General features: G+C 36.2%; 16 protein-coding genes, 2 tRNA genes and 3 pseudogenes. 12 read left to right on the top strand and 9 right to left on the bottom strand.

The window, feature by feature from the left end; all coding sequences use genetic code 11:
- The first annotated feature begins 28 nt into the window (after positions 1 to 28).
- Positions 29 to 595, top strand: coding sequence for a hypothetical protein (locus ACZ42F_RS05225; protein ID WP_029965736.1), 567 nt, complete (start codon positions 29 to 31; stop codon positions 593 to 595).
- 54 nt (positions 596 to 649) lie between these two features.
- On the opposite strand, the pseudogene ACZ42F_RS05220 reads toward ACZ42F_RS05225, so the two are convergent.
- The 5 genes and pseudogenes from ACZ42F_RS05220 to ACZ42F_RS05200 form a co-directional block, all read right to left on the bottom strand.
- Positions 650 to 1,290 (bottom strand): annotated as a pseudogene (locus ACZ42F_RS05220) (RsmE family RNA methyltransferase); the annotation flags it as partial.
- A 2-nt stretch (positions 1,291 to 1,292) separates the two neighbouring features.
- Positions 1,293 to 1,721 (bottom strand): TRAP transporter large permease subunit, encoded by a 429-nt coding sequence (locus ACZ42F_RS05215; protein ID WP_464280201.1) that lies wholly within the window; start codon positions 1,719 to 1,721, stop codon positions 1,293 to 1,295.
- A gap of 23 nt (positions 1,722 to 1,744) precedes the next feature.
- Positions 1,745 to 2,518, bottom strand: a complete 774-nt coding sequence (locus tag ACZ42F_RS05210; protein ID WP_464280007.1) for a TRAP transporter large permease subunit — start codon at positions 2,516 to 2,518, stop codon at positions 1,745 to 1,747.
- A gap of 413 nt (positions 2,519 to 2,931) precedes the next feature.
- Positions 2,932 to 4,008, bottom strand: coding sequence for a glycine cleavage system aminomethyltransferase GcvT (gene gcvT, locus ACZ42F_RS05205; RefSeq protein WP_029965725.1), 1,077 nt, complete (start codon positions 4,006 to 4,008; stop codon positions 2,932 to 2,934).
- Positions 3,995 to 5,727: pseudogene (locus tag ACZ42F_RS05200) on the bottom strand (hypothetical protein). Before ACZ42F_RS05200 ends, gcvT begins: the two are co-directional and overlap by 14 nt.
- 128 nt (positions 5,728 to 5,855) lie before the next feature.
- Here ACZ42F_RS05200 and ACZ42F_RS05195 point away from each other — a divergent pair.
- The 3 genes from ACZ42F_RS05195 to mreB are packed head-to-tail and all read left to right on the top strand — an operon-like array spanning position 5,856 to position 8,045.
- Positions 5,856 to 6,065, top strand: coding sequence for a DUF6485 family protein (locus tag ACZ42F_RS05195; RefSeq protein WP_029965722.1), 210 nt, complete (start codon positions 5,856 to 5,858; stop codon positions 6,063 to 6,065).
- 3 nt (positions 6,066 to 6,068) lie between these two features.
- Positions 6,069 to 7,013: a GAF domain-containing protein gene (locus ACZ42F_RS05190; protein ID WP_029965720.1), complete on the top strand. Its 945-nt coding sequence runs from the start codon at positions 6,069 to 6,071 to the stop codon at positions 7,011 to 7,013.
- Positions 7,014 to 7,022: 9 nt separating this feature from the next.
- On the top strand, positions 7,023 to 8,045 hold the full coding sequence (mreB, locus tag ACZ42F_RS05185; RefSeq protein ID WP_029965718.1) for a rod shape-determining protein: 1,023 nt from the start codon (positions 7,023 to 7,025) through the stop codon (positions 8,043 to 8,045).
- Here mreB and ACZ42F_RS05180 read toward each other — a convergent pair.
- Complete coding sequence (locus tag ACZ42F_RS05180; protein ID WP_464280006.1) at positions 8,038 to 8,550, bottom strand: NUDIX hydrolase; 513 nt, start codon at positions 8,548 to 8,550, stop codon at positions 8,038 to 8,040. The genes mreB and ACZ42F_RS05180 overlap by 8 nt on opposite strands.
- On the opposite strand from ACZ42F_RS05180, the gene rimI reads away from it, so the two are divergent.
- Positions 8,549 to 8,992, top strand: a complete 444-nt coding sequence (rimI, locus tag ACZ42F_RS05175) for a ribosomal protein S18-alanine N-acetyltransferase (protein ID WP_464280005.1) — start codon at positions 8,549 to 8,551, stop codon at positions 8,990 to 8,992. The two genes, ACZ42F_RS05180 and rimI, sit on opposite strands and share 2 nt — an antisense overlap.
- On the opposite strand, the gene ACZ42F_RS05170 is transcribed toward rimI, so the two are convergent.
- On the bottom strand, positions 8,981 to 9,898 hold the full coding sequence (locus ACZ42F_RS05170; RefSeq protein WP_464280004.1) for a radical SAM protein: 918 nt from the start codon (positions 9,896 to 9,898) through the stop codon (positions 8,981 to 8,983). The two genes, rimI and ACZ42F_RS05170, sit on opposite strands and share 12 nt — an antisense overlap.
- Positions 9,899 to 9,988: 90 nt before the next feature.
- On the opposite strand from ACZ42F_RS05170, the gene panB reads away from it, so the two are divergent.
- From panB to ACZ42F_RS05140, 6 genes are all read left to right on the top strand, one after another.
- Complete coding sequence (gene panB, locus ACZ42F_RS05165; protein WP_464280003.1) at positions 9,989 to 10,822, top strand: 3-methyl-2-oxobutanoate hydroxymethyltransferase; 834 nt, start codon at positions 9,989 to 9,991, stop codon at positions 10,820 to 10,822.
- Between the two features lie 10 nt (positions 10,823 to 10,832).
- A complete protein-coding gene (locus ACZ42F_RS05160) occupies positions 10,833 to 12,032 on the top strand; it encodes a phosphoglycerate kinase (protein WP_464280002.1) in 1,200 nt (399 codons plus the stop codon).
- Positions 12,033 to 12,035: 3 nt separating this feature from the next.
- Positions 12,036 to 12,788, top strand: coding sequence for a triose-phosphate isomerase (gene tpiA / locus ACZ42F_RS05155; RefSeq protein ID WP_464280001.1), 753 nt, complete (start codon positions 12,036 to 12,038; stop codon positions 12,786 to 12,788).
- Positions 12,789 to 12,810: 22 nt separating this feature from the next.
- Positions 12,811 to 13,134 (top strand): preprotein translocase subunit SecG, encoded by a 324-nt coding sequence (gene secG / locus ACZ42F_RS05150; RefSeq protein WP_029965698.1) that lies wholly within the window; start codon positions 12,811 to 12,813, stop codon positions 13,132 to 13,134.
- A 66-nt stretch (positions 13,135 to 13,200) separates the two neighbouring features.
- A tRNA-Leu gene (locus ACZ42F_RS05145) sits at positions 13,201 to 13,286 on the top strand.
- A 736-nt stretch (positions 13,287 to 14,022) separates the two neighbouring features.
- Positions 14,023 to 14,631, top strand: coding sequence for a nuclease-related domain-containing protein (locus tag ACZ42F_RS05140; RefSeq protein ID WP_464280000.1), 609 nt, complete (start codon positions 14,023 to 14,025; stop codon positions 14,629 to 14,631).
- Between the two features lie 636 nt (positions 14,632 to 15,267).
- Here the strand turns inward: ACZ42F_RS05140 and ACZ42F_RS05135 are convergent.
- Positions 15,268 to 15,344, bottom strand: a tRNA-Arg gene (locus tag ACZ42F_RS05135).
- Between the two features lie 322 nt (positions 15,345 to 15,666).
- On the opposite strand from ACZ42F_RS05135, the gene ACZ42F_RS05130 reads away from it, so the two are divergent.
- On the top strand, positions 15,667 to 15,879 hold the full coding sequence (locus ACZ42F_RS05130) for a hypothetical protein (protein ID WP_464279999.1): 213 nt from the start codon (positions 15,667 to 15,669) through the stop codon (positions 15,877 to 15,879).
- A 201-nt stretch (positions 15,880 to 16,080) separates the two neighbouring features.
- Here ACZ42F_RS05130 and ACZ42F_RS05125 read toward each other — a convergent pair.
- A pseudogene (locus ACZ42F_RS05125) lies at positions 16,081 to 17,789 on the bottom strand (long-chain-fatty-acid--CoA ligase).
- Positions 17,790 to 17,884 lie beyond the last annotated feature (95 nt).

Below are 17,884 nucleotides of genomic sequence, written 5' to 3'. Positions count from 1 at the left end.
TTTAGAACGTCCTTTAGTAGTTGCTTTTTTGTGGTCACTTTTTAGTGGCCAAAAGGATATCTCTCTTAATTTAGGTATATTTTTTGAACTTCTCTGGCTGGATTTATTTCCTGCTGGCACCTTTATTCCACCTCAAAGTGTTTATGCTGTATTACTTACTTTAAGTATAAGTTATATTTTTGCTTTAAAAAATATTTCTCAGCTTTGGGCTTTAATTATAATAACCAATTTATTCAGCTATATATGTGTTTTTATTGAAAGGCAAAGTAGATTGCAGGATAATTTAAGTTATAACAAACTTTTAAAAAGGATTAAATCTAAAGATGATTTAAAATTGAGCTCTATAATTAGAATGTCTATTTTTAGAAGTATAGTTTATAATTTTATATTTTTTTATTTATCCTTGATAGTTATCTTTAATTTTTACAAAACTATTCTACCTTTTATTCCTGAAATTAAATTTATAAATTGGAATGTACTTTGGATTGTAGCTGCTATTGGTAGTATTCTTAGTTTGCGAATTCAAAAATCCTATGTTTTATTTTTTCTTGGATTTACATTGTTGGGAATTGTCTATTTAGGTGCTGGATTCTAAAAATAAGTATATATAGCCAATACCTATTAGCATTGCTGTTTCTAAGCGTAGAGTAGAGCTGCCTAGAGAAACAGAGGTAAATCCTTTTTGTTTCAGGTAAGTAGACTCTTGTTCGGCAAAGCCACCTTCTGGTCCAATAACTATAAGTATGTTTTTCTCTAGAGAGATTTTTGTCAATAATCTCTTTTCCTCTTTTCCCAGAAAAATAGTTTTTGGTACTCTGAATTGGAATTGGTTAACTCTTCCAGTGAGTTTAGTATTTTGATTTGAGGTAGCCAGGGATTTTGGCACTGTTTTCCTGCATTGATAATTTTTTTTAACCAACTTTCTTTTATTTTTGGAGTAAAGGGAGGAGAGAACTTGGCAGGCCAAAAGAGGATTTCCCAGCATTTTAATTCCACGCACTTTTCCAGGATAAAATCCCTGTTTTTTGCCCTTTGCCAGGCTAGAGCTACTTTAATTTTATTTTCAGGTTCAGGATGTTGGGTTATGGATAAAGGCTCTAACAATACTCTTTTTTTACTTATATCTTGTACTTTAAATAATCCTTCTTTTCCATAGCCATCAAAAACTCTTATTACTTCTCCTTTTTTACCCCTTAATACTTTTATAAAATGTTTACTTTCTTCTTCATCTAGTTGGTAGGGACTTTGCCAATTTTTTTTATTTAAATAAAAAGAGTTTAATCTGGCCATATTTAAAAAATAGATAGACAAATTAGGGTTAATACAATTAATCCTATGCTAATAAAGGGAAGGGAATAGATATACATGTCTTTTAAATTTATCCTGGTACTGGTAGAAGTAACAAAAAGAGCAATACCAAAGGGAGGAGTTAGCATGCCCAGGACCAAGTTGTAAACTATTATTATACCTAGAGACAGAGGGTCTAGATGTAGAGCTAGAGCCAAGGGTAGTAAGGTGGGTACTGTAAGATAAATAGCAGCAACAGTTTCTAAAAAAGAGCCAACAAGAAGTAATATAAAGTTTATAGTGAGCAGGAAATATATTTTAGAAGTATTTATCCAGGATAGGGATAAGAGGTTAAGCAGACTTTGATCTATTGTTAAGAGATAGGAAAAGGCAGATGCTGTTGCAATAATGAAGAGAATCTGGGTTGTATTTATAGCGCTTTTAATCAGAATGTCTGTTATTTTTTTCTTTTTTTTATCTTTTTTGAAAAAGTATAGACCAAGTAGAGAAAAAGAAAAGAACCTTCGGTTACAGTTACAATTCCATATAAGAGAATAAAAATTATGGCAAAAGGAATGAGTAAGTAGGTTATAGTTTCTTGAATGGCTGCTAAGAAGGGTTTTTGAAGAGAAGAAAAGGAAGTCAGATTGTTCTTTTTTTCGTAAAAATGTACATACATTAAAAGACAAAAGGCTGTTAGCACACCTGGTAGCAAAGAGAGTTTAAACAGTTCGGTTATAGATACCTGGGCCACTACACCGTAAATAATTAAAGGAATGCTTGGTGGAATGATAGGTCCTAAAGTAGAGGCAGCAGCGATTAAAGAGGCAGAGAAGTTACGTGAGTATCCCTTTTTGGTGAGGACAGGGAAAAATACACTGGCCAGAGCTCCAGCTTCAGCTGCAGCAGCTCCTGTGAGTCCAGAAAGAAAAAAGGCCATAAGGACAGTAATTCCTCCCAACCTCAATCCTATCTTACTTCCCAGATAGCTGCTAATTTCTGCTAGTTTTTGGGGATAATTGCTATTTACCAAAAGTTCTCCCCCTAAAAGAAAAAGTAAAATTGCAGTTAGAGGATAGGAATAAAGGCTGGTAAACATTCTATACAAAATAAATTCTAGAGGTAAATTATAAACCCAAAGGGCACTACCTAGGGTAGCAAACAAAAGGCTAACTCCAATGGGTATTTCTAACAGGAGTAGGATAAAAAGGATACTTAAGCTAAGAATCATGGTTGGTTAGTGCATAGAAAATAAAGCCTATAGCAGTCCAAAGAAAGGCCAGGTAGCCCAGACCTAAAGGGATTTTAAGTAAAGGGGTTTTTTGCCACCAGTTTTGTATACCTAGTTTGCAGGAGCTAAATAAAAGCAATATCCCGGCTAGAAAAGTTAAAACTTTTAATAACAAGTTGGTATTTAAGTTAAAAATTTGTATTTTTAACAACTCTTGAGAAAAAGAACTAAAGGCAAAGTAAAAGCAACTAATAAGAGGAGGCAAAGTTGAATTATCTCTAAAGTAAAACTAAATTGAGTAAAATTAAATAATCTAACTATTATTTGTAAAAATATACTAAAACAAATAGCCACCAGAAAAAATAGAACTAATTTTCTGGTGGCTATAAGGTAGTATTTTATTAATCTGGACATTAACTTAGTTTTATTCTAGCTGTTCCTTGAGTATAAAAGGGAAGAGTTGTTTTTTGAGCAGTTAATTTCTTTTTCCCATCAGTAATAATAAATTCTTGTTCTTCACTATATTCTACTTTTACGTAAGCTAAAGCTATAGCATAACCTAGAGAGGGAGCAAAGGAGCCACTGGTTACTATTCCTGCTTTTTGGTTATTGCAATAAACCTCATCATTATGTCTGGGACTTCTTTTACTATCTACCTTTAGAGGAATAAGTTTTTCTTTAACCTGTCCTAAATTTTCCTTGCCAATGAAGTTTTTTTCAGAGGTAATAAGAAAGCCATAACCTGCTTCTACTGGAGTGTGCTCTTCATCCAGATCCTGGCCATAGAGGGGAAGACCAACTTCTAAGCGCAAGGTATCTCTGGCTCCCAATCCTCCTGGTTTGACCAGGGGGTGTGTTAGAAGCTCTTCCCAGACTTCCTCTGCCTTTTCCCAGGGCAAATACAACTCACAGCCCAGTTCTCCGGTATAGCCAGTCCTGCTTACTAATATATTGATATCTTTAAAGACTATTTTTTTAAAAGAGAAGTATTTCAAATCATTAAATTCTTGAGCAAAAACATCTTTTAAAACCTCAAAGGATTTAGGACCTTGTAAGTCTAGCTTGGCAGTTTGAAAAGAAATATCTTCTATGGTGCTAGAAGTTAGATGTTTTTTAAGCCAGTTAAAATCAGTTTCTATTCTGGCAGCATTGACCACAAGCATAAACTTATTTTCTTCTAAGCAGTAAACAATAAGGTCATCTATAACTCCACCTTTTTCATTTAACATAAAACCATATTTACATCTATTGGGAGGAAGCTTGGCAAAATCATGCGTCAAAATAGAGGCGAGTTCTTCTCTGGCTTTATCTCCTGTTACTATAAATTCTCCCATGTGACATATATCAAAAAGAGAAGCTTCTTTTCTACAATGTAGGTGCTCTTTAATAATTCCTTCATATTGCACAGGCATTTCCCAGCCACCAAATTCAACCATCTTGGCTCCATTTTTTTTATGCCAAGAATTTAAAGGTGTCTTAAATAGTTCCATATCCTAACTCCCTTGTTTTAGTTTTTTGAATGGCCTTTAGTTCATCTAAGAGACTTACCAGACGGCCATAAATTTTTTTTATTTCTTGTCCATAAGGTGTTAAGTTGTCTTCTTTTTGTTTTATGTATTTTTTTACTAGATAAGAATCACTTAACATCTTATCTAAAATAGCAATAGCTTTAGATATAATATCTTCAAAATAAGTTACTGCTTCAAAACGAAGATCATTTATTATTTTGTAAGTTAATTTAAGCATGGTGAGATAGTCAATTTTTTGATTGTTGTAAATTCTTTCTTTCAAGTCTTCTAGGATTTTTATTTTTCTAGCTTGCTGTATATAACTATACTTTTCCCATACTTCTCTATATAGATTGTTATGTTCATTAAATATGTCAAATAGTTCAGAGTTAAGTAAGTAGTTGTCTAAAACTTTGTTTACATTTGCATAAAATTCATCAGAATATCCGATTATCCTTCTTTGATGTTTTGATAACCAGGAGTATAGAAATTTTAATCTTTTTTCATGAGTATCAGTCCCTTCTACTATTTCTCTTTTATATTTTACTCTTCCTGTAAACTCGCCTTTGACAATATCGTTTAATTTTAAAACCAAGGTGTAAGTATCTTTTATTACGTTGATATGATCCATTTTTTGATAAGTTAAAGGATGGATTATTTCTTGTTTAAATATAGATAAAGCTCTATCTTCTCTTATGTTGTTGGGGTCATATTTGTGTTGTTTATAGGTTACTTTTAAAATTACCACTTTTCTTTTTCATCTAAGTAAAATCCCTTTTGGCTTAAGAAGTTGTGTATTTCTGGTTTGGGGTTATCCACACTAACCAGGGCTATTTTTTCCACGCGAGGATAAAATTTATTTTCGGGGTGAGAATAAAGAGTAGTAATGGTTCTATCGCTTTGCCCTAAAACTCTTATCAAAAAGTTTTCTCCCAGCTTAAAGAGTCTTCTGGAAAAGAGGGCTGCAGAAGTCCTCCTTTCTGAGACAATAGGAAATCCATACAGTTCCATTAAGAATTGATAAACAAAGCTTCTATTTAATTCATAGAGGCAATTGTCATTGGGTTTAAATTTTTTTATACGCAGGCCAAATCTTTTTAATTCTGTGTCCAGGTCAGAAGGAAAAGAGGCATATACCCCTGCCAGGTAAAAGTTGTCTTCTCCGTCCAGGGCTAAAACATGGGCTCTATCCATTTCCAAAATATAGGGAAGAAGGTCTGGATAGGTTGCCAGAGAAGTTAAATCCTGGTCTTTAAATTTTTGTTTAAAGTTATCCTGATAGGCTTTGGGTAATCTGGATAAGAAGGTATTCAGGTTGTTTTCAAAAATTATTTCAGGAAGAGGACAGATGGTATTTTCTTGATAAAATTTTTCTTTGCTGGTGTGTAAGATATCAAACTGAAAAATTTCATGAAAATAATCAATAGGTCTAGCTAAAGCTACCAGGCTAAAGCCAGGGAGGTTTTCATATTCATATAAATCTGCTTCAAAAGAAGGCAGCAGTTCTCTTGCTTCTACCAGAGGGTAATTCTTGTTTTCAAAATAGGGTTTTACCAGACAGAGTTTTATCTGGACTAAATTGAGGAAAAATTTTAGAGCGAATAAGTCGTTTATTTTTTTGGATAAAGAAGGAGTATTTTGATTTAGCCAGGTGACTTCAGGTGTTTCTGTGAAAAGTGTTGTCCAAGAGGTTAAGCTCATTTTTTACTCCTTCTCAAAACCCAATTTTCATAACTCAATTGGAAAAAATATTCAACAGTTAAATAGAGTTGACCTCTTAGATTTGCTTCCTTACACTAAAAATATTTAAAGCCACAGGAGGAGTAAACATGAACAAAAAAGATAAGTGTCCTCGGGCTCAAGTGAATGCAAAGTTTTGTACCTGTACTTATCCTGGATGTCCCAAACATGGCCTTTGTTGTGAATGCTTACACTATCACCGCCAAAGAGGCGAATTGCCAGCCTGTTATTTTACTGAGGAAGAGGAAAAGACCTACAATCGTTCCCTAGAATTTTATTGTCAGAGACATTTGAAGTAATCTATGGCTAAATCTCTTTGTCTGGATAATATCTTGAGTTTAATTTGCTCTGTATTTGATGCCTATTCAGCAGTGCTCTTTTTACGGCAGCAAGAAAATGAATATGTCTTAAGGTCGTTTTTTAGTCTGGGAGATAATATTCTTCCCCGATGTACTCTTAGTCCAGGCAAAGGATTGGTGGGTTGGATTTTAAAAAATGGGCAACCTTTGCGTTTAAGTAGCTTTAATAGGGAAAGTGCTTGTTTAGGCTATTATCAAGGCAATGAAGAGAATAAAATTAAGGCCTTTATGGGCTGGCCCTTATCTCACAATTTAGGTGCCCTATGTGTGGATAGTAAAAGGGCTCATTCCTTTAGTGAAAAAGACCTTAGAATCTTGAGTCAATTTGCCCAGTTAATAGAGCTTTTGGAACAGAATTTTTGTCAAATTGGTCTTGAAAATAAAAAATTAATTTTTTACAATTATCTAAAGCTTATTTGGTCTTTACCTAGGAGTTCCTTGAAGTGGAAGGTTTTTTTAGCCAAGCTCCTGAAATTGATGGAAGAAGCTTCTGGCTTTTCCTATGTTTTGTTCGTAGCCAGAGATGAAGTGGGAAAAGGCTTTTTTATTGAAGGGTGCAATAAAGAGTTATCTGCAGAACAAGAAAAGGTTAAATATCCCATTGATTATGGTTTGTTAGGTTGGATTTTTCGAGAAGGGCAACCTGTATTTAAGGATAAAAGCAAAGGAGAAAAAGAGTTAGATATTTTGGGAGAGGAAGGCTTGTCTTTTAAAAGCTTAGTTTGCTTGCCTTTAGTTATCAATAAAAAGACTCGCTCTATTTTGGTTTTTGCTGATGAAAAAGAATTGGAAATTGAAGAAGAACTAAAGGATTTTTTTTACTTACTAAGAGATTATCTTACTTTGTTTCTAGAAAATTTATATTTTAAGAATAGGGCAAAAATATAAGAGGACTTTATGTTTAAAAAATTATTTGGCTTTTTGGGTAAAAGTTTGGCTATGGATCTGGGTACAGCCAATACCCTGTTGTACACTCCCAAAGATGGTATAGTACTCAATCAACCCTCAGTGGTTGCTCTGGATGCTAGAAGTGAGCGAGTCCTGGCTGTAGGTAGTGAAGCCAAAGAGTTCTTGGGACGTACTCCTGATAAAATTAGGGCTATTCGTCCTTTAAAGGATGGAGTTATTGCTGATTTTGAAGTTACCCGTGCCATGATTACCTATTTTCTAAAGGAAGTCATTGGCGGATATAAACTTTTTAAACCCAAACTGGTTATTGGAGTGCCTTCAGGCATTACTGGAGTAGAAAAACGGGCAGTTATTGAATCTGGTCTTCAATCTGGAGCCAGAGAGGTCCTGTTAATAGAAGAGCCAATGGCTGCAGCTATTGGTGCAGGCCTGCCCATTACTGAGCCCAGGGGTAATATGGTGGTAGATATTGGAGGTGGCACTACAGAGGTGGCAGTTATTTCTTTATCTGCTGTGGCCTATGCTGAATCTGTTCGGGTGGCTGGAGATGAAATGAACGAGGCCATTCAAAGATATATGCAGGAAGAGTTTCAGCTTTTGATTGGAGAAAACATGGCTGAAGAAGTCAAAATAAAAGTAGGTGCTGCCTATCCTTTGGCTGAAAAGCTGGTTTGTAGGGTTTCTGGGAAAAATTTGCTAGATGGTACTCCCAAGTTTGTGGAAGTAAGTGATGGACATATTCGAGAAGCTATTGCTGAACCAGTAAGCATTATTGTCAAATCTGTAAAAAGGGCTTTGGAAAAAACTCCTCCTGAACTGGTTGGAGACATTGTGGACAATGGTTTACTTTTGGCTGGGGGAGGAGCTCTTTTGCGCGGCCTGAATCAACTCATTAGTAAAGAAGTTGGAGTAAAGGTAAATATAGATGATGAACCTCTTACTACAGTAGTAAGGGGAGCTGGTAGGACCTTGATTGAAGAAAAGGTCTTTAGTCAGGTTTTTATCAACTAAAGGGAAAGGTAAGCCAGCTTTTTTTTAAAAAACTTACCACTAAAGGAGTTAAACAACTTAAGTTAGCTGGAGACTTTAAATCCAGAGGAGAAAAACTCCAGAGATGCTTCCAGGAAGAAAGTTCTTTTTTATCCATATTTAAAAAACTTTGATAGACATAAATAAATTCCAGATTGGTATCTAAAGAAGCAGGAAAAGTAGTAAGATAATCAATTCGATTAGGTAATCTTAACCCAGAAGCAAGAATACAGTCCTTTATTTGGCCTAAGCGGCTTCTTTGAGGATATAAATGATTGTAAAAAAAATCAAAATGTCCTGCAAAAGGTTTATCTTTAGTCCTTTTTATTAAGACAATTTCTTTTTCCCTAGTAAATAAGAACAGCACAAAGGAGCGATGAAATAGTCCTTGTAAGTGGACTTCCTTTTCTGGAAGTAAAGCCAGAACTTCATTGTTTTCATCTACTACTTCTAAAAAACTATCTTGAGAAGAGGAAAATTTATTCATGAAATATGAATTTAGAAAACTTTCTCCTGAAAATCTAGAAGAAATTTTATTTCTAGAGCGAACATGCTTTCCCCACCCCTGGAATAAAAAACAACTGCAATTGGCCTTGCAAAATCCTTCTATTTTTATGTTTGGGGTGTTTAAAAATAGTTTAGTAGCTTATGTTTCTTGTTTCTTACTGTTAGAAGAAGCTGAAATTTTAAACCTGGCTGTGCTCCCCTCTTTTAGAAAGCAAGGGTTGGGCAGTTTTTTACTAGAAAACTTACTCCTGTTTTGTAAAGAACAAAAAGTAGAGAAAGTTTTTTTAGAAGTGAGAGAAAGTAATATCATTGCTCAAAAGCTATATTTTAAGTTTGGATTTAAACAGGTTGGTCTTAGAAAAAATTATTATCCTGACAATAAAGAACATGCTTTGCTTATGGTTTTGAATCTAAAAGAGTAACTTAAATATTTTTTGGTTACCCTCATCTATATATTTAAAACCCATTTTTTTAGCTAAGGTATAATATTTTTCCCATTCCTGGTAGGTAATGGTTTGATTTAATTCCTCGTAACTTGATGCCAAATAACAAGGCCTATACTGGTCCATGATATTTAGATACACATCATACATTTTATTTTCAGCCATAAATTGAAGCCACTTTTCCACTTCACCCAGGTTATTAGGCATAAGTAAATGCCTGAGCATAAGGCCTTGATAGGCTATGTTGTCTTTAAATTTTATGCCTCCTACCTGAGCATACATTTCCAGGAGATTTTCTTTAGCTCTTTGAGGGTAGTCCCTGGCTTGGCAGTATTTATGGGCAGAGGAAGAGGAAAAAAATTTTATATCAGCCAGATAAATGTCCACAATTCCTTTTAGCTTTTTTAAGCTGTCCAGACTATCATAACTACTGGTATTATACACTATGGGAATTTGTAATCCCTTATTTAAAGCTATTTCCAGGGAACTTACAATAGGGTATAGTACATGAGAAGGAGTAACCAGGTTGATATTTTCTGCGCCCTGTTTTTGTAATTCTAGCATAATATGGGCAATCTGGTTGGGATAGAGTTCAGGAAAGGTCTTTTCACTATGGCTAAGAGTGTAATTCTGGCAAAAGACACAGCCCAGATTGCACTGGGCAAAAAAAATGGTGCCTGAACCTCCTTTACCTACCAAAGGAGATTCTTCTCCAAAGTGCAGGTCATAGCCTGCTATTTGAGCCAGTAAGCCAGTTTTACACTTTCCTAGCTGGCTTTTTTCCCGGTTTACCTTACAGTTTCTAGGACAAAGGGTACAAGACTTTAGTTGCTCTTTGAACCAGGGAAGGACTTCTTGAACTTTAATTAGTTTGGCTTTTTGCATAAGGAAAAGCGCTCACTTACTTGCCAAGTTGTAAACTTTTTTTTAGTGGGATAGGGAGTTTTTGGCAATAATCTTTTTAAGAGGAGTTTAATGGAAAAGATTACCCTTTTAGATATAGTAGGAGCTAAAGCAAAAAAGAAAATAAGCATGGTTACGGCCTATGATTATCCTTCAGCTGCTTTAGTGGACAAAGCTGGTATAGATTTAATTTTAGTGGGCGATTCCCTGGCCATGGTGGTTTTGGGATATAAGGACACTTTGGCTGTGAGCATGGAAGAGATGCTCCATCATACCAGAGCTGTAAGTAGGGGAGTAAAACGGGCTTTTATTATTGGCGATATGCCCTTTTTATCCTATCAAACAGGGGTCAGGGAGGCTGTTTTTAATGCTGGCAGGTTTTTAAAAGAAGGTGGAGCCCAGGCAGTAAAACTAGAGGGAGGGATGGAAATTTTACCCCAAGTTAAAGCCATAGTAGAGGCAGGTATTCCTGTTCAGGGGCATATTGGGCTTACTCCTCAAAAGTATAATCTTTTGGGTGGTTTTAAAGTGCAGGGGAAAACTTCTGAGGCTGCTTTTAAGTTGTTAGAAACAGCTTTAGCCCTAGAAGAAGCTGGTTGTTTTAGTTTGGTTTTAGAAGCTATACCAGAAGAAGTAGCCAGGATGATTAGTGAGCAAGTTTCTATCCCCACCATTGGCATTGGTGCAGGCAGATATTGTGATGGCCAGGTTTTGGTTTTCCACGACTTGCTTGGGTTGTATTCTCAGTTTACACCTAAGTTTGTGAAAAGGTATATTAATTTGAGTGAATCTATAGAAAAGGCTTTAAAAAATTTTAAAGAAGAAGTAGAGCAGGGAGTGTTCCCTGCAGAAGAGCATGTTTATCATTTAGAACCAGAGGAAAGAGCAAAATTAAAAATAGAGTAAAGGAGTAGTTATGCTTTACTTAAAGGATGTTGAGGTTGCAGGTAAAAGAGTATTGGTAAGAGTTGATTATAATGTTCCTTTAGATGGAGATAGAGTTGTAGATGATACCAGAATAAGAGCTAGCTTGCCCACCCTTAAGTATTTGCGGGAAAAGGGAGCAAAAATTATTTTGTGCTCTCACTTGGGTAAACCTAAAGGAACAGTAAAACCTGAATTTTCTTTAAAACCAGTAGCAAAAAGACTTAGTGAGCTTATAGAACAAGAGGTACAATTTGTAGAGGACTGCATTGGAGATAAGGTCCTTGCCAGAGCCAATGAATTAAAGAAAGGGGAAATTTTACTTCTGGAAAACCTGCGTTTTTATGCAGGAGAGCAGGATAATGATGCTGATTTTGCTAGCAAACTGGCCCAAGTGGCTGAGGTATATGTAAATGATGCCTTTGGAGTAGCTCATCGTAAACATGCTTCTGTAGCTGCTATTTGTCAGTATGTGGCAGTGTGCTGTGCAGGTTTTTTGCTGGAAAAGGAACTTCAATATCTGGGAGAAAATTTAAAGCAGCCTGAACGCCCCTTTGTGGCAGTTTTGGGAGGAGCCAAGGTATCCACCAAGCTGGGGATTCTTAAGGCATTTATCAAGAAAGTTGATAAAATCATAGTGGGTGGAGCTATGGCCAATACTTTTTGGGCTGCGCAGGGGTTTAATATGGGCAATTCTTTAGTGGAGCCAGAGCTTTTTGAGGAAGCAAGAGAGATTTTGAACTTAGCCAGGGAAAAGGGAGTAAAACTTTATTTACCTGTGGATTTTATCACAGGGATTAGCCCTAAAGAAAAGATAGGTAAAGGAGTATGTCCTTATCAGGAAGTCCCAGAGGAAGAGATGGCTCTGGATATAGGTCCTGCTACTTCTACTCTTTACGCTGAAGTATTAAAGGACGCCAAAACAGTTATTTGGAACGGCCCTATGGGAGCTTTTGAAAATCCAGTTTTTGCGCAAGGGTCTTTAAATTTAACTGAAGATATTGCCAGAGTAGACGGATTAACCATTGTGGGCGGTGGCGATACCGATTCCCTTATTCATAAAGCTGGAGGCGTGGATAGGTTTAGTTTTATTTCCACAGGTGGAGGTTCTTTTCTAAAATTTTTAGAGGGTAAACCTCTACCTGCTTTGGTAGCTTTGGAAGAATGTACTGAAAACAAAAAGGGGAGTTAGGCTATGAAGACCTTGATTGCTGCAAATTGGAAGATGTTTAAAACCTGGGAAGAGGGGGTAATTACAGCTAGAGAAATTTTAGTGGGAACTCATAAAGATTTGCCTGAAGATAGAGAAGTCTTGATTATTCCTCCCTTTACTTTGTTAAAAGGAGTGGGAGAGATTTTACTCAGTCAGAAGAATTATTCTTTAGGTGGACAAAATTTTTATCCTGCCAAGGAAGGCGCTTTTACAGGAGAGATTAGTCCTGTACAACTCCTGGATTTAGGGTGTAGCTATGCCCTGGTGGGACATTCAGAGCGTAGGCATATTTTAGGTGAGAAAAGTGATTTTCTGGCCAGTAAGGTAAAGGCGGGGTTGGAAGCAGGTTTAAAGATTATTTTTTGTATAGGAGAGACCTTAGAAGAGCGTAAGGCTGGGAAAATCAAGGAAGTTTTAACTAGTCAGCTGGAAGAGGGGTTAAAAGAAGTGGAGAAAAATTTAGCCCCAGAACTGCTTACCATAGCCTATGAACCAGTGTGGGCCATTGGTACTGGAGAAGTGGCCGGAGAAGAAGATATTTTAGAAGCCCATGCATTGGTCCGTGATTGGTTAAAAAATAGATTCGCCAGTGGAGATAAGATGCGTATTCTTTATGGTGGTAGTGTAAAGCCTGATAATGCGGCTAAAATTCTAAGCCTTGACAATGTCAATGGAGTACTGGTAGGTGGTGCAAGTTTAAAGGCAGAAAGTTTTAATCAAATTATTTTGGCTTAAGGCCCATAAAGGAGGAAGGGGATTGGAAAGCTTAATTATCACCATTCACATAATTGCTTGTATTGCTTTGGTTATTTTAGTTCTCTTGCAGTCTGGAAAAGAAGGAATGGGTGTTATTTTTGGAGGTGGCAGCAGTAGTGTTTTTGGAAGTTCTGGCGCTGGAGGATTACTGGCTAAATTAACTGCTGGAGCTGCTATTATCTTTTTTATAACCTCACTTACTTTTACTTATATGTCTGCTAGAAAACATGTGCAGACCACTTCTTCCATTGTTCTGGACAATCCTGTGGAAGCACCTGTGGCTCCTGCCCAGGAAAAAGCTAAAGAAAATGCTGGACAAAAATAAAAGGAAGGTTTATAGACCTTTTCCTCTTGCTTGATGGTTCTTTGTAAGTTTTTAAATGAGGTAAAAGCCGAAGTGGTGGAACTGGTAAACACGCCATCTTGAGGGGGTGGTGGGCCACGCCCGTGGGGGTTCGAGTCCCCCCTTCGGCACCACAAAGTAAGTAAAGGTCCTTAAGCTTGGCTTAAGGACCTTTTTTTGTTTGAAATTGTCTGCGCTGATTTTAAAATTAGTCTTAAGACCCACCAAGAGAAGATGTCGACTAAAGCCTTTTTTTGTTGATAAAGTGTATTAGGTAAACTTAATATTTTTGACTATCTCTATGTTGTTCCTCATTTTTTCTTATTTCCTAATATTTCCACCTTCTGTTGAGGTATAAATCTCCTTAACTTCCTTTCTTTCTTTTGCTTTAGTTGAACTATCCAACATATCTCCACTTGATTCCTCTTATCATGTTTTCTTTAACGCCTTCAACTAACACCTCTTAATTTAAATCTTGTTTAGAATTAACTAAAAGGTATAAGAGGATATAATATTAAATTAATTTAATTGGAATTGGTTGTTGTTAATTTATGTTTTGATAATTCTAGATATCCAGGACTGTTTGGCAGTAAAATAAACAATTGAAAAATAAGTTGACAAGACTGTTAAAATTTATAAATTTTTTACAGAGGTAAATTTTTTAATAATAAGTTAAAATTAGTAAAGATACATATTAGCTATGGACCTGCAAAAAGCAAGGCACACTCTCAAAAAGTGTGCACTTAGTGATACTCCGTATAGAATAGTCCAAGACTGGAATTTGGGCAATCATAGAACTCCGCCTATCGTATTTGCATGGCTAGATTTATATCTCTTAATAAAAAATAGAGAAAAAATAAAGGGGAACTTATGATTAACACTACTAATGTTGCAATTGCTATTTTCTCCAGCTTGCTTCATTTTTGGTGGGTTTTCGCAATTATGATTATTTTTGGTCTCTTAAAACGATATTTAAATTCTGCAAAAGTTAAGGGTGTACTTGGAGAAACGGGAGCTTATTTAGGAATGCTAGCTAATCTTGATTCTAAGAAATATAAAATTTTTAATAATATTAAAATTGTTGACCAGAGGGGAAAAACTCAAATTGATCATGTCGTTATTTCAAAATACGGAATTTTTGTTATTGAAGTTAAAAATTACCAGGGCTGGATTTTTGGAAATGAAAAAGAAAAATACTGGACCCAAAACATATATGGCAAAAAAACTCGATTCTATAACCCCTTATGGCAAAATTTTAGACACATAAAAGCCCTTAGTGAATACCTTGGACTTGAATCAAAATACTTTTATAATATTGTTTTTTTTATCGGGGAAGCCACACTTAAAACTAAATTACCACCCAATGTAATGACTTACGGACTAACAGGATATATAAAAAAATTTGATAAAGAAGTATTAAGCGAACAGCAGTTAGACATAATAAAAGAAAAATTACACTTAGCCAAAAAGGTAAATTAAAAAACAATGACCAGAGGAAAATATTTTTCTTATAGTTATCCCTTGGATCCCTTTTTTAACCGATCAAAGGATAGTAGGATACGGATCGTAAACTTTTATCTACAAAGGAAACTTGGTAAGCTATTCGGGGTTTTAGAAAAGACAAAGATCACTGTATAACTCTAGAAGAGTTTAAGCAGGAGCAAAAACTGTTATAAAAAACTTTAAAAAACCGAATAACTAAAAAGAAAATAACCAGTAAGGATAAATTTTTATCCTTCCACTTTTCTTTTAATTGTTTCTAAATCCCTTACAATCTCCTTAAATACAACAAAGCCTTACTTAATAATATCTTCATCTGTTTTCTTATCTCCTTTAACTCCATTTTCCTTTTTCTCCTAAACTTTCACTATCAACCCTTATTGTTCGATTGTAACACTTTTAAACTCACTTGGATTTCTATAAATTTCCTATTATGTAGAAACTATTTTTCTCAAAATGCGTGCAAGTTTTTCTCATTTTTTGAGCCTGAGTACACGTGAAGCTGGTCTCTGTGATAGAAAAGAAGGGGGACACAGTCAGGACACAGAGAACAAAAAAGGCGGCCACAGATTGCCTCAAGCAATCTATAACCGCCTTAAATATAATCTCTTTTAATGGTGCGCCCGGCAGGATTCGAACCTGCGACCTACGGATTCGTAGTCCGGCACTCTATCCAGCTGAGCTACGGGCGCAAACGAAATGAGAAGACGACTACTAGCGGTAAACTTTACCTTAGTCAAGTTTTTATTTTTTTCTTCCAACTCTAAATCTAGGTCCAAATCTTCTAAGTCTTCTAAATCTTCAGTTAAAGGCTCTTCCAGATCTTCTTCCAGGGAAGCAGGTTCAAAAGAAAGGTCTAGTTCGGTATCATCTAAATCCAGGAGAGAATCCAGTTCTTCATCCAGGCTTTCTTCTTTTGTTTCAGGAGCAAGAGATATATCTTCTGAAGATGGTGTCTCTTCACCAAGCAGACTATCACTTTCCTGGACTTGTTCTAGAACAGGTTCATCCAAGTTGGCTTCCAGCACTGGTTCTATTTCTGGTTCTGGAGTAGAGGCTGCTTCTATTTCAGGAGTAATTTCTTCTAAATTTTCTGTTGCAGTGGATTCCAAGTTTTCAGAGTCAAAGCTAATTTCAGCTTCTATATCGCCTGAAGGCTCTTCTGTTTCCAGTAAGGAAGCAGAGGGAGATTTAAAGGTAAATTCTTCAGAAGATGGCTCTGTTTGATTATTTTCAAAGGCAAAACCTTCCTCTGACGCAAGTACACTTTCTGATTTTTCTTCGGATATACCTCCTAAAGGAGTATAAGCAAAGTTTAACCAGCCCAACCCCAGGCCGCTTTTTTCTTCCTGCCAATTGCGACCACACTTGGGACAATTGTCAAAGTGATCAAAGGTGGTGTACTTGCACTTGGAGCAATACATACTTTTAACTCCTTTTGGTCTTTTTTTGTTGTTGTTTTTTTATTTCTTCTTCTCTTAAGGCCCTGCGCAAAACCTTACCTACCATGGTTTTGGGGAGATCTTTTCTAAATTCCACTTGCTTAGGCACTTTGTAATTGGCCAGCTTTTGTTTACAAAAAGCGATAATTTCAGCCTTGGTCAGAGTTTCCCCGTCCTTGGGAACAATAAAGGCCTTTACTATTTCACCTCTGGTCTTGCTGGGTATCCCTACAGTAACAGCTTCTTTTACCTTGGGATGCTCGTATAATACTTCATCTATTTCCCTGGGATATATGTTATATCCTCCTGAAATGATTAAATCTTTTTTTCTGTCCACAATAAAAAAGTAACCTTCTTCATCCATATAGGCAATATCACCTGTATAAAGCCAGTTGTTCCGTAGGGTGCTAGCTGTTTCATCTGGACGATTCCAGTAACCTTTCATCACCTGAGGGCCTTTTATAACCAGTTCTCCCAGTTTTCCAGGAGGAAGGGGTATAGTCCCCACTTCCATGTCCACCACGCAGGCATCTGTATCTGGAAAAGGTACGCCTATAGAACCATATTTTTTCTTTCCTCGCAAGGGGTTTAGATGAGTGATAGGAGAAGCTTCTGTGAGTCCATAGCCTTCAATAATTTCTGCTCCAGTAAATTCTTTGAACCTTTCAATAATTTCTACTGGAATGGGAGCTGAACCAGAGATGCAGTATTTTATAGAAGAGAGGTCAAACTTAGAAATATCTTTTTGCTGGAGTAAAGCCATGAAAATAGAAGGAGCAGAGGGGAAAATAGTAGGTTTTGTCTTTTCAATGGTCTTTAATACATCCCTGGGAGAAAATCTGGGCATGGGCACCAGAGTAGCTCCAATGGCTGTGGGAAAGTTAACACAAACAGTAAGTCCATAGATGTGAAAATAGGGAAGAATACCCAGTAAAACCTGCTTTTTTCCTTTAACTCGTAGAGCATGGCAATACACTGCTGGACATTGGCCCCCAGGTTATAATGGGTAAGCATAACGCCCTTGGAAATGCCAGTAGTGCCACCTGTATATTGCAAAGCTGCTAAGTCGTGTTTGGGATTTATGGGCAGTTTGGGGCGATTTTGATTTTTTTTAAGCAGGCTCTTCCAGGGCAAGATTTTTTGTTGCTCAAAGGGTATGCTGGGTGCATTGCCTTCTTTTAATCTTTTTAGGTTATAAAGGAGATTTAAAGGAAATTTTAAACAGTCTGATATCTTGGTGATAAATATTTTTTGTAGAGGTAGCTTGGGCAAAAGAGAAGAAATCTTGGGCCAGAGTAAGTCCAAGGTGATTAAAAATTTGGCCCTGGAGTCGTTGAAATGATGGATGATTTCTTTTTCCATATAAAGGGGGTTGGTCATAACCACTATGCCACCAGCTTTTAATACTCCCCAGTAAGTAAGGATAGTTTGTGGAAGGTTGGGGAGCATAATAGCCACTCTATCACCAGGTTTTATGCCCAGTTGCTTTAGATTGCCTGCTATATAATCAGTGAGTTTTTTCAAGTTTTGATAGTTTATTTTCCAGTTGTTAAAAACAATGGCTGTGCGCCTGGGATACTTTTGGGCTGTGTTATCCAAAAAATCATAGAGAGGAATGCTTTTATAATTTAAAGTAGGGCTTACCACAGGGTCGTAGTTTTTTAGCCAGGGTCTCTGGATTTCATCTGCAAGCATGCTAAACTCCTCTGAAAATAGTGGAATCATTTAGCGCTTAGCTAAAAAGCCTTGTTCTCGCAAGCTTTCTTTGTTTCTTTTAGAAATTACTCAAA

This window comes from Desulfonauticus autotrophicus (assembly GCF_055381725.1).
Note: the sequence above shows the minus strand (reverse complement) of the source record. Positions and strands in the feature narration are given on the sequence as shown.

Coding starts and splice junctions, on each gene's coding strand:
- ACZ42F_RS05210 (WP_464280007.1), bottom strand. CDS start 2,518: ATGATTCTTAGCTTAAGTATCCTTTTTATCCTACTCCTGTTAGAAATA.
- gcvT (WP_029965725.1), bottom strand. CDS start 4,008: ATGGAACTATTTAAGACACCTTTAAATTCTTGGCATAAAAAAAATGGA.
- ACZ42F_RS05195 (WP_029965722.1), top strand. CDS start 5,856: ATGAACAAAAAAGATAAGTGTCCTCGGGCTCAAGTGAATGCAAAGTTT.
- ACZ42F_RS05190 (WP_029965720.1), top strand. CDS start 6,069: ATGGCTAAATCTCTTTGTCTGGATAATATCTTGAGTTTAATTTGCTCT.
- mreB (WP_029965718.1), top strand. CDS start 7,023: ATGTTTAAAAAATTATTTGGCTTTTTGGGTAAAAGTTTGGCTATGGAT.
- rimI (WP_464280005.1), top strand. CDS start 8,549: ATGAAATATGAATTTAGAAAACTTTCTCCTGAAAATCTAGAAGAAATT.
- ACZ42F_RS05180 (WP_464280006.1), bottom strand. CDS start 8,550: ATGAATAAATTTTCCTCTTCTCAAGATAGTTTTTTAGAAGTAGTAGAT.
- ACZ42F_RS05170 (WP_464280004.1), bottom strand. CDS start 9,898: ATGCAAAAAGCCAAACTAATTAAAGTTCAAGAAGTCCTTCCCTGGTTC.
- panB (WP_464280003.1), top strand. CDS start 9,989: ATGGAAAAGATTACCCTTTTAGATATAGTAGGAGCTAAAGCAAAAAAG.
- ACZ42F_RS05160 (WP_464280002.1), top strand. CDS start 10,833: ATGCTTTACTTAAAGGATGTTGAGGTTGCAGGTAAAAGAGTATTGGTA.
- tpiA (WP_464280001.1), top strand. CDS start 12,036: ATGAAGACCTTGATTGCTGCAAATTGGAAGATGTTTAAAACCTGGGAA.
- ACZ42F_RS05140 (WP_464280000.1), top strand. CDS start 14,023: ATGATTAACACTACTAATGTTGCAATTGCTATTTTCTCCAGCTTGCTT.